Source organism: Micromonospora phaseoli, assembly GCF_900109115.1.
GTDB classification, from domain to species: domain Bacteria; phylum Actinomycetota; class Actinomycetes; order Mycobacteriales; family Micromonosporaceae; genus Micromonospora; species Micromonospora phaseoli.
On sequence record NZ_FNYV01000002.1, the window covers coordinates 243,006 to 255,672 of the forward strand.

The window sequence follows — 12,667 nt, forward strand, 5'->3', positions numbered from 1 at the left end:
CCCTATTAACGGTGCGGCGCCCGGTCACGTCACCACCGCGCTGCGCCGCTCCAGCAGGACGACGTCGCGCCAGCGGCCGTGGTGGCGGGCCACCCGCTCCCGGGTGCCGATCACCCGGAAGCCGGCCCGCCGGTGCAGGGCGAGGCTGGCGGCGTTCTCGGCGAAGACGCCGGACTGGATGGTCCAGACGCCCGCCGCCTCGGTCGAGGAGATCAGCGCGTCGAGCAGCAGCCGGGCCACACCTCGCCCCCGGGCCGCCGGGTCGACGTAGACGGAGTGCTCCACCACCCCGGCGTAGACCGCCCGCGAGGAGGTCGGCGACACGGCGATCCAGCCGAGCACCGTCCCGTCGGCATCCACCGCCACCAGGCGGTGCGCCGGCAGCCGACCGGCGTCGAAGTCCGCCCACGACGGCGCCACGGTCTCGAAACTGGCGTCCCCGCCGTCCAGCCCGGCCTGGTAGATCGCCAGCACCCGGTCGGCGTCGTCGGCCGTCATCGGACGCAGCGTCACCTCGGCCATCGGCGGCTCCCTTCGGATCACGGGCGAATCGTAGCGCCGCGCCGGGCAGGGCAGGCGGCTCGGTTTCCCGCAGCAGTGCGGCGGCCGGCCACCGCCGTCACTGCCCAGGGCGGCCGAGGGGGACCGCGACGCCGGTGAGCCGTTCGCTCGCCGCCCACAGCCGCTGCGCCACGGCGACGTCCTGCGCCCGCTTCGTCGTGGTGACGGCCACCGGTGGGCCGGCGTACTGGAGACGGTGGGCCGGCCCCCAGTAACTGCCGCTCGCGGCGTCCGGATCGGTGGCCGCACGGAGTGTCGGCAGCGCCCCATCGTGCGTCGTCATGGCGAGGAACCGCCCGACGGTGTTCACAAAGCCCTCGCCGGCCCGTCCCTGACCGGTGTACGTCCAGCCGGGGTGCGCGGCGGTGGCCCGGATCGGCGCGTCGGCCGCGGTCAGCCGGCGACGCAGTTCCAGGGTGAACAGCAGGTTCGCGAGCTTGCTCTGGGCGTACGCGGCGAATCGCCGGTAGCGCCGCCGTTCCCAGTTGAGGTCGTCGAGATCGATACGCCCGGTGCGGTGGGCGTTGCTGGCGACGGTGACGACCCGCGCCGCCGGGGTGGCCAACAGCAGCGGTAGCAGCCGGCCGGTGAGCGCGAAGTGGCCAAGATGGTTGGTGCCGAACTGAAGCTCGAAGCCCTGCCGGGTACGCCGAAGCGGGGGATACAACACCCCGGCGTTGTTGACGAGCAGGTCGAGCCGGTCATGGTCGGAGCGGTACGCGACGGCGAACGCGGCGACCGAGTCGAGGTCGGCGAGGTCGAGCCGGGCACACGTCACCGCACCGGCAGGTGTCTCCGCCCGGATCCGGGCGGCCGCCGCCACCCCCCGGCCGGTGTCCCGGCAGGCGAGGACGACCCGGGCCCCCCGGCCGGCGAGCATCCGGGCGGTCTCGAAACCGAGCCCGGTGTTGGCTCCGGTGACGATCGCGGTCCGCCCGCGTTGATCGGGGATGTCGTCGTACGTCCAGCGCGTCATGCCCACGCCCCTCGGCCGGTGCCGACGAGGACACCCGACCGGCTGGATCAGGTTGACGTGGCTCGATCACCACGTCAAGCAGACGTCGGCCCGACGTACAGCCGGCTGACCGTCTCGGCGACGCAGACCGGCTTGCCACCGGCGTCACTGTCCACGGTCACCGTGGTCAGCACCTGCGCACCGCCCTCGACCGGCTCCACCCGGCCGATGGTGGCGGCGGCCCGCACCGCGCCACCGACGCGTACCGGGGCCGGGAACCGGACCCGGTTGAGGCCGTAGTTGACCCCCATCCGCACCCCGTCGACCCGGTAGAGCCCGCCGACCAGCGCCGGCAGCAGCGACAGCGTGAGGTAGCCGTGGGCGATGGTGCCGCCGTACGGCCCGGCCGCCGCCCGCACGGGGTCGATGTGGATCCACTGGTGATCGTCGGTGGCGTCGGCGAACAGGTCGACGCGGCGCTGTTCGACCGGGTACCACGGGCCCGGGCCGAGAGTCTCGCCGACCGCGGCGGCCAGTTCGTCGATGCTGGTGAAGGTCCTCATGCCAGATGCCCGCCAAGCTTGGTGTAGCCGCGCAGCAGGTCCCGCGCGATGATCAACCGCTGCATCTCGTCGGTGCCCTCGAAGATCCGGTAGAGGCGCACCTGCCGGTACCAGCGTTCGATCGGCAACTCACGGGTGTAGCCCATGCCGCCGTGGATCTGGAGCACCCGGTCCACCACCCGGTTGACCATGCCGGCGCCGTAGAGCTTCGCCATCGAGGAGGCGTGCCGCGGGTCCAGGCCCTGATCCACCGTCCACGCGGCACGCAGGATCAGCCAGCGGGCCGCCTCCAGCTCGGTCTCCGAGTCGGCGATCATCCACTGGATGGCCTGGTTGGTGCCGATCTTCGCGCCGAAGGTCTCCCTGGTGTTGGCGTGCTCGATCGCCATCCGCAGCGCGCGCTCGGCGATGCCGACGGCGTGCGACGGGATGGTGTAGCGGCCCTTGCCGATCCACTGCATGCCGAGGGTGAAGCCCTGACCGACCTCGCCGAGGATGTTGCGGTGCGGTACGCGTACGTCGTCGAAGACCAGCGACGCCGGCCCGCCCTCGCCCATCGTGGGAATGAACTCCGACCGCCAGCCCATCGACCGGTCCACCAGGAACGCGGTGGCTCCACCGTCGCGGGCCCCCCGCTCCGGGTCGGTGACCGCGATGACGATGGCGAAGTCGGCCTCGTTGCCGCCGGTGATGAAGGTCTTCTCACCGTTGAGGATCCAGTCGTCGCCGTCGCGGCGGGCGCTGAACCGGATGTTGGCCGCGTCCGAACCGGCGCCCGGCTCGGTGATGGCGAAGCAGGAGATCCGCTCACCCTCGATCGTGGGCAGCAGGAACTCGCGTTGCTGCTCATCGCTGGCGTGGAAGAGGATGTTGTCCGCCTCGCCGCCGAACCGGAACGGCACGTACGTGCGACCGATCTCCGTCCAGATCAGCGACTGGCCGACGGCGGGCAGGTCCATGCCCCCGTACTCCTGCGGCGTGGCCAGCCCCCAGAAGCCGAACTTGCGGGCCCTGAGCTGCAACTCGCGCAGCTCGGAGCGTTCCAGGCCGGGGCGGTGGGCCCGTTCCCGGCGCAGCAGCTCCTGCTCCAGCGGCATGACCTCTCTGGTGATGAAGTCGCGGGCGGTGTCGCGGATGGCCCGTTCCTCGTCGGACAGCCCGAAGTCCATGTGCTCACCGGTTCCTTTCCGCGGACGCGCTCAGCGCGCGCCACCGTTGACGTAGAGGGTCTGGCCGCTGACGTAGGACGCGTCGTCACTGGCCAGGAAGGCGATCACCGAGGCGATCTCGGCGGGCTGCGCCACCCGGCGCAGCGGGGTCTGCTCGGCGGCGAACTTCTGGTGCTGCTCGGCGGTGCTGCCGACCCGCTCGGCGGTGGCGGCGGTCATCGCGGTGGCGACGTAGCCGGGGGCGACGGCGTTGACGGTGACGCCGAACGGGCCCAGCTCGATCGCCAGGGTGGCGGTGAGGCCCTGCACCCCGGCCTTGGCCGCCGCGTAGTTGACCTGGCCCCGGTTGCCGAGCGCGGAGCGGCTGCTGAGGTTGACGATCCGGCCGTACCGGGCGTCGACCATGTGCTGCTGGGCGGCCTGGCAGCAGAGGAACATGCTGGTCAGGTTGGTGGTGAGCACCGCCTGCCACTGCGGCAGCGGCATCTTGAACAGCAGGTTGTCGCGGGTGATCCCGGCATTGTTGACCAGCACGTGCCAGCCGCCGAGGCGGCGTACCACCTGCTCCCCCAGCGCCGCGACGGCCTCGGCGTCGGTCACGTCGCAGCCGATGCCGACGGCCTGTCCGCCTTTCGCCACGATCTCGTCGGCGACCGCCTGGCTGCGGCCGGCGTCGAGGTCGACCACGGCGACGGCGGCGCCCTCGGCGGCGAGGCGGTGGGCCGTGGCGGCTCCGATGCCCTGCGCGGCGCCGGTGACGACGGCGACCCGGTCGGCGAATCTGGTCACGGTTGCTCCCTGGAGTTCCTAGAAGGCGTTGACGCCGGTGAGCGCCCGGCCGATGAGTAGCTGCTGGATCTGGCTGGTGCCCTCGTAGAGGGTGGCGACGCGGGCGTCGCGCAGGAACTTGCCGACCGGGTACTCGTCGATGTAGCCGTACCCACCGAAGACCTGGATGGCGTCGTTGGCCGCCCGGACGGCGGCCTCGCTGGCGAACAGCTTGGCCATCGACGCCTCGGTGGCGAACGGCTGACCCCGGTCGATCAGGTCGGCGACCTGCCAGACGAGCAGCCGCGCGGCAGCGGTGTCCACGGCGATGCTGGCGAGCAGTTGCTGCACCAGTTGGTGCCCGGCGATCGGTTTGCCGAACTGGGTGCGCTGGCCGGCGTAGCCGACGGCGGCGTCGAGGCAGCCCTGGGCGATGCCGACGCAGCCGGCGGCGACCGACATCCGGCCCTTGGCCAGGGTGGCCAGGGCGAGCCGGAAGCCGGCGCCCTCCGCCCCGAGGCGGGCGGTGTCGGGTACCCGGACGGTGTCGAGGACGAGTTCGGCGGTGGCCTGTCCACGTAGGCCGAGCTTGCCGTGGATCTCCGAGCGGGTGAGGCCGGGGCTGTCGGTGGGGATCAGGAAGGCGGTGATGCCCCGGTGGCCCGGGCCGCCGGTGCGGGCGAACAGCAGGGCCACGTCGGCGGTGGTGCCGTTGGTGATGAAGGTCTTGCGGCCGGTGACCAGCCAGTCGTCGCCGTCGCGGACGGCCCGGGTGGTGAGCGCGGCGGCGTCGGAGCCGCTGTCCGGTTCGGTCAGCGCGAAGCAGCCCAGGGCGGTACCCGCGCAGAGCCGGGGCAGCCATCGTTCCCGCTGCTCGGGGGTTCCGTGAGTGGCGATCGACTTGGCGACCAGGCCGAGCGAGACCGAAACGATGCCGCGTACGGCGGAGTCGCCCCGGCCGAGCTCCTCCAGCACCAGGCAGTACGCGAGGTGGTCGCCGCCGGATCCGCCGTGCTCCTCGGCGATGGTGAGGCCCAGGAAGCCGACCTCGCCGAGCTTGCCGACGATGGCGGGGTCGACCGCCTCGCGTCGGTCCCAGTCGGCCGCGTACGGCGTCACCTCGCGGTTGACGAAGTCGGCGGCGAGGCGACGGACCGCAGCCTGCTCGGCGGAGAGGTGAAGGTCCATGACCGCTAAACTAGCGGTGCAAGTTTTATGCTGTCCAGACCCCGGTGTGGCAAAGTTCCGGGCGAGACACCAACACCGGGTCCCCACCGGACGCCACCCACAGGAGGAAGCCCATGCCCCGGCCGCGACAGGCGCTGCTCAGCCGGGAGCGGATCGTCGAGGCCGCCGCCGCGCTGATCGACAGCGAAGGGCTGGAAGGTTTCTCCACCCGCCGGCTCGCCGCCACGCTCGGGGTACGCGGGCCGTCGCTGTACAACCACTTCGGCACCAAGGACGCGATCCTCGACGCGGTGGCCGACAGCATCACCAGCCAGGTCGACGTCTCCTACTTCGACGAGGTCGACTGGCGCGAGGCGCTGCACCGGTGGGGGCACTCCTACCGGGCGGCCCTCGCGGCACACCCGAACATCGTGCCGCATCTCGCCCAGGGCCCCGGACGACGCCCGGCCGCGCTGGCCATGGCCGACGCCGTCTACGGCGGGCTGGTCAGGGCGGGCTGGCCACCGGCCCGGGCGACCCACATCGGCGCGCTGATGCGCTACTTCGTGACGGGCTCGGCGCTGGGGTCGTTCGCCCGGGGCTTCGTCGAGGACCCTGGCCTCTACGCCGACCAGTACCCGCACCTGAGCCAGGCCCACCGCCTCGCCGAACACCAGCAACGCGTCGACGAGGGCGCGTTCACGCTGGGCCTGGAGGCGCTGATCGACGGGTTGTCGCGCACCTACGAACGCGCGATCGGCCCACTGCCGCCCCTCCCGCAGACGGGCCAGGCGTACTAGAGTCCAAACTTGCACCGCTAGTTTTAGGCGAGGTGAGGGGCGTATGGAGTTCGCAAAGACCGACTTCTACCTCGACGGGCGATGGGTCGCCGCCGGCGGCGGGTCGCCCCTGCCGGTGCACAACCCGACGACCGAGGAGGTCGTCGCGACGGTGCCCGCCGGCACCGCCGAGGACGTCGACCGCGCCGTGGTGGCCGCCCGCACCGCGTTCGAGAGCTGGGCGGCGACCGACCCGGCCGACCGGGCCGCCCACCTCGACCGGCTGCACGCCGCACTGACCGCCCGCGCCTACGACATCGCCCGCACCATCGTGCTGGAGCTCGGCACCCCGCTGAAGGTCGCCACCCGGATCCAGACCGGCCTACCGCTGACCGTGCTGCGCAGCTACGTCGACCTGGCCGCCCGGCCGCCGGCGCCGCAGACCGTGGGCAACTCCCTGGTGGTACGCGAACCCGTCGGCGTCGTCGGCGCGATCACCCCGTGGAACTACCCGCTGCACCAGGTCATGGCCAAGGTCGCCGCCGCCCTCGCCGCCGGCTGCACCGTCGTGCTGAAGCCCAGCGAGCTGACCCCGCTGACCGCGTACCTGCTCCTCGACGCCGTGCACGAGGCCGGCCTGCCGCCGGGCGTGGTCAACCTCGTCACCGGCACCGGTCCGGTGGTCGGCGAGGCGATCGCCAGCCACCCCGACGTGGACCTGGTCTCGTTCACCGGGTCGACCGCCACCGGACGACGGATCGCGCACCTGGCCGCCGACCGCGTCGCCCGGGTCTCCCTCGAACTGGGCGGCAAGTCGGCCAACGTGATCCTCGACGACGCCGACCTGGCCACCGCGGTCAAGGTGGGCGTCGGCAACGCCTTCCTCAACTCCGGGCAGACCTGCACCGCGTGGACCCGGATGCTGGTGCACCGCTCCCGCTACGACGAGGCCCTCGACCTGCTCGCCAAGGCCACCGAGGGCTACCGGCTCGGCGATCCGCTCGACCCCGGAACTCGCCTCGGACCGCTGGTCTCCGCGTCTCAGCGGGACCGGGTACGCGACCACATCACCCGAGGGCTCGCCGACGGCAGCCGGCTGGTCGCCGGCGGACCCGACGCCCCGGTACCGCAGCAGGGCTGGTTCGTCGCCCCGACGGTGATCGCCGACGTCGACCCGGACAGCGCGCTGGCCCAGGAGGAGGTCTTCGGGCCGGTCCTCGCGGTCATCCCGGTGGACGACGACGACCACGCGGTGGCGGTGGCGAACAACTCCCGCTACGGTCTGGCCGGCGCGGTCTTCTCCGGCGACGAGGAACGGGCGTTGCGGGTCGCCCGACGGCTGCGCACCGGCGCCGTCGACATCAACGGCGCTCAGTTCAACCCGATGGCCCCGTTCGGCGGCTACAAGCAGTCCGGCCTCGGACGCGAGTTGGGCATGCACGGCCTGGAGGAGTTCTGCGAAGTGAAGGCGATCCAGCGGTGAGGGGCCTGGTCGCCCGGGCCGCCGGGACACCGCCCCAGGTCGAGCAGATCGACCTGCCCGCCACCGGCCCCGGGCAGGTACGGGTGCAGATCCGCGCGGCGGGCGTCTGCCACTCCGACCTGTCCATGGTGGACGGTACCCTCACCGCGCCGTACCCGCTGCTGCTCGGCCACGAGGCCGCCGGCGTGGTCACCGAGGTCGGCGACGGCGTCGACCGGGTCACCACCGGCGACCACGTGGTGCTGAACTGGGCGCCCGCCTGCCGCACCTGCTGGTACTGCACGCACGGCGAACCCTGGCTGTGCGAGCGCGGCGGCGCACCCGCCGCCGCCCGTGGGCACACCGCCGACGGCGAGCCACTGCACGTCACCCTCGGCCTCGGGGCCCTCGCCGAGCAGGTGGTGGTGCCGCAGGAGGCCGTGGTGGGCGTACCGGCCGAACTGGCCTTCCCCGACGCGGCGCTGCTGGGCTGCGCCGTGCTCACCGGCGTCGGCGCGATCCGCCGTACCGCCGGGGTCCGTCCCGGCGACTCGGTCGCCGTCATCGGCATCGGCGGCGTCGGCCTGTCGGCGGTGGCCGCCGCCCGCGCGGCCGGCGCCAGCACCGTCATCGCCGTCGACGTCTCACCCGCCAAGGCCGACCTGGCCGCCGCCGCAGGCGCCACCGACTTCCTGCTCGCCGACGAGACCCTCAACCGGTCGGTCCGCACCCTGACCGGCAAGCGCGGCGTCGACCACGCGATCGAGTGCGTCGGCCGGGCCGCCACCATCCGCACCGCCTGGCGGACCGCCCGGCGCGGCGGGCAGGTCATCGTGGTCGGCATGGGCGGCCGGGACGACATCGTCGGCCTCAGCGCCCTGGACATCTTCCACTCGGCGCGCACGCTGCGCTCCTCGGTCTACGGCTCCTCCGACCCGGACCGGGACGTGCCGGAGCTGGCCCGCGCGGTGCTGGACGGCACACTCGACCTCGGTTTCCTGGTCACCGACCGGGCCACCCTGGACGAGGCACCGGAGGCCCTCGCCCGGATGGCCCGGGGCGAGGGGGCCCGCACGGTGGTCCTGTTCGACTGACCCGCCCCGCCGGCCGGCGGCATCCCGCTCCGCAGCATTGCGCTCGACGAGCAGGTGTGGCGACGGCTCACGGGCTGCCGCACCCACGACCGCGCAACGCGACTGACCCGTTCGTTCGGTTCAGATCCATGGCGAGTATCCGAGGTAAACCGCGTTACCGTCCCCTTCCGCCTGCACCGACCTGTAATCAATGGTCCTCCCGAAACACACCGTCCACCCGTTCGCCCCGATCCCCGATGACTGACAGGCCCAAGCGCCGAACGTTTGGGTGTACTCGCGCAGGCGCACGAATGCGGTGGTACTGAAGGAGCTGGATCTATTGTTACGCACAATCACCGCCCCTTGCATCGCTGCCCCGCTTGCCGACCTGATTGCGCACACCTGTGCAAGAACATTGGTGGCAACCGTCTCGGTGGCGCCGCAACGCCAGGTGCTCGAGCTGGACGTGATCGGGTTCTTGTTGCCGTAAGCAACCCAGGTGCCGTTATCGATCGCAGCTGCGGCGGGGCTCGCGGTCGCCAGGATCAGCCCTGTCAGGGCAGTTGTAACGGCTGTCAACCCTGCCACTAACCGTGCAACTCGCATGTCGATCCCTTCCAGATCCGGTGACGGCGAACCCGAATCCTAGCGAAGCTCATGGATTCGCGAAAGCTCCTCCGGTATTGACTTCCGATCATCCTGTCCTGGATGGCAATGCCCGTCCCACCCGCAGTGGTCATCAGCGCCGCAGTCCGGTTCCTTATGTGGATGACAGTCGATTGATTAAGCTTGGTCGGGCTGATCGAAACTGGGAGGCTTCCTGAGCTGCGTGGACCATACGTGGCAGAATAAGAACCGCGTTTTCCCAGTTCATGGGCCAGATGTGCCAGTCGCGGCGGTTCGGCTACGTCGGGACGTCGCCCGGAGGTGGGACACTGCGCCGACCGGCATCAGGTAACCACCGTTCCGCGAAAGCGGGGAGACCTCACTCTCGCAGAACGCGATCCTCACCGAGGATGCCTGGCGAGCAGGTCGGCGGGTACCCTAGACGACCTGCCCTGCATCCACGGCCAGCTCGGCCCCCTCACTCCTGGACCGGCACGGCCGGACGACCACCCGCTCCGCGCGCTTGCTAACGAGCTCGCTCAGGACTGAGCCTCGATCTAAGCTGGGTGTGGGCGGCGATGATCACGCCAGGTCCACCGCTGAGCGGTCTCGGTGGTGGTGGCGTCGGTGGCGGAGCACCACAGCCACACCGGTTTCGGATCGCGCTCGCCGGCAGGTGTTCGACCTGTAGCCGGATCAGGGTGCCTTGATGATCGGCAGGTCACCGTCGTGGTCGATCCAGCAGGTTCGGCGGGTCAGCCTGGGGTGCAGCCGGTCCCACGCGGTGGCCGTAGCGGTGCCGCACCGGGTGGTCTGCGTGGTGGTGACGTGGTGTGGTGCGGGCCAGGTGGCCGGGTCGTTGCAGGCGAACTCGGTGCCGTGTTTGCGGGCACGGCCCAGGGTGCCCGGCTGTCTACGGCTTGGGAAACCGCAGGACCCGGTCGGCGCGGATCCGGCCGACCAGGAGCACGGGCAGGTCGGACAGTACCCAGGCCAGCCGCGCGGTGTCGTAGCCGGGATCAGCGCACGCACGACACCATCGACGCCGTCCGCGAGTCGGTACCCGCGGTGCCGCCGGGAAATCGGACGTCGGTACCGGCGCTCCCGGATGGCGCTCCGGAGAGGTAGTACCGTGGCACCACCTCCCTTCCGAGGATGACGACCGCAGTACGACGAAACAGGACGGAATCGGGCCTAGCTTTCAGGCTATGACGAAACTTGACAGTCCACTGCGGAGGTTCGGGGCGGCCACCATGGCGCTGGCGACGGCGTTCGCTGCCGTCGCCGCCTGCGGGTCGGACGCCGACAACAGTGCGGCGCCCGGCGCGGCCGGCTCGCACAGCGCGCACGAGGGCGGGTCGTCGGCTCCACCGCAGCCGCTGCGCGCCGGCGAGCGGTTCGTCGACCTGAAGATGGCCGAGGCATACACGCCCGCGCCGCCGGGGGGCGGCACGGACGAGTACCGGTGCCAGATGATCGATCCGGGCCTGACCAAGGCGGCGTTCCTGACCGGGACCCAGTTCACGCCGGAGAACGTCGCCATCGCGCACCACGCCATCGTGTACGCGGTGCCGCCGGGCGGCGCTGCCGCGGTGCGCGAGCACGACGCGAAGACCCCTGGTCTCGGCTGGCAGTGTTTCGGCGGGACCGGCGTCGCCGGCGCCGAGGTCGAAGAGGGGGACGCGGCGTGGGTGGACACCTGGGCGCCGGGCGCCACGGAGACGCTGCTCGACCAGGACGCCGGCCACAAGCTGGAGCCGGGCAGCCTGGTCGTCCTCCAGATCCACTACAACCTGCTCGCGACCGACGGCAAGCCGACCGGGTCGGACCGCTCGGCGGTGCGGCTGCGGCTGACGGACGGCACGCCGCAGACCCGGGAACTCGAGACGTGGTCGCTCGACGCGCCGACCGACCTGCCCTGCGCCGTCGACGAGTCGGGGCCGCTGTGTGACCGGGCGGCCTCGATCGCGGACGTGACGAAGCGGTTCGGGGCGGACGTCGGCGAAATGGCGGACCGTCAGGTGGAGGAATGCAACCAGGGCGGCGTGCCGAAGCCCGGTAGCACCCAAACCTGCGATCACAAGGTGGAGGAGCCGATGACGCTGTTCGCCGGTTTCGGCCACATGCACATGCTCGGGCGCGCCATGAAGGTCGAACTCAACCCGGGCACGCCAAACGCCAAAGTCGTGCTGGACGTGCCGCAGTTCGACTTCGACAACCAGCGGCTGATGAAGCTGCCGTCGCCGGTGGAGATCGGTCCGGGGGACACGCTGCGGGTGACGTGTACGCACGACGCGGGGCTGCGCAAACGAGTGCCGCAGCTGAAGAAGCTGCCGCCGCGCTACGTGGTGTGGGGCGACGGCACCAGCGACGAGATGTGCATTGGCATCATGACGGTCTCCCCCCGCAAGTCCTGACGAAGCGTCGAACGTGTGTGAGCTCACTGAGGTCAACAAGTCGAGAAACAGCTCTGAGCTCACACACGTCCGCGCTGAACTCACACCCGTACGGCGTCGTGGCGGTCGGACGGGTGGTGACGTGGGCGGCTGCACGCGGACCCGGCAGCGGAGCGGTCGATCACGCGGAGCGGATCGGCCCGGAGCGGTGCGGCTGGGAACCACGGTCGCGCCCCCGACGGACGCGCGAGATGAAGCGCTAAATCGGCCGGGTGAGCCTCAGGTTGTAGGCGAGGATGACGGCCTGGATCCGGTCCCGTGCGCCGATCTTGGCGAGGACCCGCCCGACGTGGGTCTTCACCGTCGACTCCGACAGCGTGAACCGTTGCGCGATCTCGCCGTTGGTGAGGCCGTGGCCGATGGCGACGAGGACCTCGCGCTCGCGGTCGGTCAGGAAGTCCAGCCGGGGATCCTCCCGCACGGGCCCGCATAGGTCATCCTCGAGCCGGTCGGCGAACGCGTCGAGCAGCCGCCGAGTCAGCGCCGGCGCGATCACCGCGTCCCCGGCGGCGACGGCCCGGATGCCGGCGAGCAGCTCCTCCGGGCGGGTGTCCTTGAGCAGGAAACCGCTCGCCCCGGCCCGCAGCGCGGCGAGCGCGTACCGGTCCACGTCGAACGTCGTCAGCACCAGGATCCGCGAACGCCCACCGGCGGCGACGATGCGCCGGGTGGCCTCGATCCCGTCGACGCCCGGCATGCGGATGTTCATCAGCACCACGTCGGGATGCAGCTCGGTGATCCGCCGAACGGCCTCGGTGCCGTTCTCGGCCTCGCCGACGATCTCGGTGTCGGGGGTGCTCTCCAGCAGCATGCGAAACCCGAAGCGCTGCAGCGGCTGGGCGTCCACCACGAGCACAGTGATCATGAATGGCTGCCTTTCAGGGTCGCGTGGACGGTCCAGCCGCCGTCCGGTGTGGGGCCGGCGCTGACCGTGCCGCCGTAGAGCACGGCGCGTTCGGCCATGCCGGCGAGGCCGAGACCCGCGTCGCCCGGCGATGCCTACTTCATACCGAGCGAACCTGAGACGACTGTTAAACGGCGCTCCTGCGCCATCGGGACTTGGTGCCGTCATGACCCGCCGTGTCCGCCCAACCTCGCCCCGCCCATA

Annotated in this window: 11 protein-coding genes; 4 read left to right on the plus strand and 7 right to left on the minus strand. The window is 71.4% G+C overall.

What is annotated here, in order from left to right:
• Nucleotides 1-24: 24 nt before the first annotated feature.
• The 6 genes from BMY89_RS05950 to BMY89_RS05975 form a co-directional block, all read right to left on the minus strand.
• The gene (locus BMY89_RS05950; protein ID WP_092376179.1) at nucleotides 25-522 is read right to left on the minus strand and encodes a GNAT family N-acetyltransferase; all 498 of its coding nucleotides are present in this window, start codon (nucleotides 520-522) and stop codon (nucleotides 25-27) included.
• A 97-nt stretch (nucleotides 523-619) separates the two neighbouring features.
• Nucleotides 620-1,537 (minus strand): oxidoreductase, encoded by a 918-nt coding sequence (locus BMY89_RS05955; RefSeq protein ID WP_092376182.1) that lies wholly within the window; start codon nucleotides 1,535-1,537, stop codon nucleotides 620-622.
• Between the two features lie 74 nt (nucleotides 1,538-1,611).
• The gene (locus BMY89_RS05960) at nucleotides 1,612-2,079 is read right to left on the minus strand and encodes a MaoC family dehydratase (RefSeq protein ID WP_092376183.1); all 468 of its coding nucleotides are present in this window, start codon (nucleotides 2,077-2,079) and stop codon (nucleotides 1,612-1,614) included.
• On the minus strand, nucleotides 2,076-3,248 hold the full coding sequence (locus BMY89_RS05965; protein ID WP_092376186.1) for an acyl-CoA dehydrogenase family protein: 1,173 nt from the start codon (nucleotides 3,246-3,248) through the stop codon (nucleotides 2,076-2,078). The genes BMY89_RS05960 and BMY89_RS05965 overlap by 4 nt, the downstream gene beginning before the upstream one ends.
• Nucleotides 3,249-3,278: 30 nt before the next feature.
• Nucleotides 3,279-4,037 carry a 3-oxoacyl-ACP reductase FabG gene (fabG, locus tag BMY89_RS05970; RefSeq protein WP_092376189.1) on the minus strand — a complete coding sequence of 253 codons (759 nt, stop codon included), beginning with the start codon at nucleotides 4,035-4,037 and terminating at the stop codon, nucleotides 3,279-3,281.
• 18 nt (nucleotides 4,038-4,055) lie between these two features.
• Nucleotides 4,056-5,204, minus strand: a complete 1,149-nt coding sequence (locus BMY89_RS05975; RefSeq protein WP_092376193.1) for an acyl-CoA dehydrogenase family protein — start codon at nucleotides 5,202-5,204, stop codon at nucleotides 4,056-4,058.
• 113 nt (nucleotides 5,205-5,317) lie between these two features.
• Between BMY89_RS05975 and BMY89_RS05980 the strand changes: the two genes are divergently transcribed.
• From BMY89_RS05980 to BMY89_RS06000, 4 genes are all read left to right on the plus strand, one after another.
• Nucleotides 5,318-5,983: a TetR/AcrR family transcriptional regulator gene (locus tag BMY89_RS05980; RefSeq protein WP_092376196.1), complete on the plus strand. Its 666-nt coding sequence runs from the start codon at nucleotides 5,318-5,320 to the stop codon at nucleotides 5,981-5,983.
• A gap of 43 nt (nucleotides 5,984-6,026) precedes the next feature.
• The gene (locus BMY89_RS05985; RefSeq protein WP_092376199.1) at nucleotides 6,027-7,445 is read left to right on the plus strand and encodes an aldehyde dehydrogenase family protein; all 1,419 of its coding nucleotides are present in this window, start codon (nucleotides 6,027-6,029) and stop codon (nucleotides 7,443-7,445) included.
• Nucleotides 7,442-8,518 carry a zinc-binding dehydrogenase gene (locus BMY89_RS05990; protein ID WP_092376203.1) on the plus strand — a complete coding sequence of 359 codons (1,077 nt, stop codon included), beginning with the start codon at nucleotides 7,442-7,444 and terminating at the stop codon, nucleotides 8,516-8,518. Before BMY89_RS05985 ends, BMY89_RS05990 begins: the two co-directional genes overlap by 4 nt.
• A gap of 1,793 nt (nucleotides 8,519-10,311) precedes the next feature.
• The gene (locus BMY89_RS06000) at nucleotides 10,312-11,520 is read left to right on the plus strand and encodes a monooxygenase (protein ID WP_232521085.1); all 1,209 of its coding nucleotides are present in this window, start codon (nucleotides 10,312-10,314) and stop codon (nucleotides 11,518-11,520) included.
• Between the two features lie 238 nt (nucleotides 11,521-11,758).
• Here BMY89_RS06000 and BMY89_RS06005 read toward each other — a convergent pair whose 3' ends face one another.
• Nucleotides 11,759-12,424 carry a response regulator gene (locus tag BMY89_RS06005; protein ID WP_092376209.1) on the minus strand — a complete coding sequence of 222 codons (666 nt, stop codon included), beginning with the start codon at nucleotides 12,422-12,424 and terminating at the stop codon, nucleotides 11,759-11,761.
• Nucleotides 12,425-12,667 lie beyond the last annotated feature (243 nt).

Coding starts and splice junctions, on each gene's coding strand:
- BMY89_RS05960 (WP_092376183.1), bottom strand. CDS start 2,079: ATGAGGACCTTCACCAGCATCGACGAACTGGCCGCCGCGGTCGGCGAG.
- BMY89_RS06000 (WP_232521085.1), top strand. CDS start 10,312: ATGACGAAACTTGACAGTCCACTGCGGAGGTTCGGGGCGGCCACCATG.
- BMY89_RS05985 (WP_092376199.1), top strand. CDS start 6,027: ATGGAGTTCGCAAAGACCGACTTCTACCTCGACGGGCGATGGGTCGCC.
- BMY89_RS05965 (WP_092376186.1), bottom strand. CDS start 3,248: ATGGACTTCGGGCTGTCCGACGAGGAACGGGCCATCCGCGACACCGCC.
- BMY89_RS05975 (WP_092376193.1), bottom strand. CDS start 5,204: ATGGACCTTCACCTCTCCGCCGAGCAGGCTGCGGTCCGTCGCCTCGCC.
- BMY89_RS05980 (WP_092376196.1), top strand. CDS start 5,318: ATGCCCCGGCCGCGACAGGCGCTGCTCAGCCGGGAGCGGATCGTCGAG.
- BMY89_RS05950 (WP_092376179.1), bottom strand. CDS start 522: ATGGCCGAGGTGACGCTGCGTCCGATGACGGCCGACGACGCCGACCGG.
- BMY89_RS05955 (WP_092376182.1), bottom strand. CDS start 1,537: ATGACGCGCTGGACGTACGACGACATCCCCGATCAACGCGGGCGGACC.
- BMY89_RS06005 (WP_092376209.1), bottom strand. CDS start 12,424: ATGATCACTGTGCTCGTGGTGGACGCCCAGCCGCTGCAGCGCTTCGGG.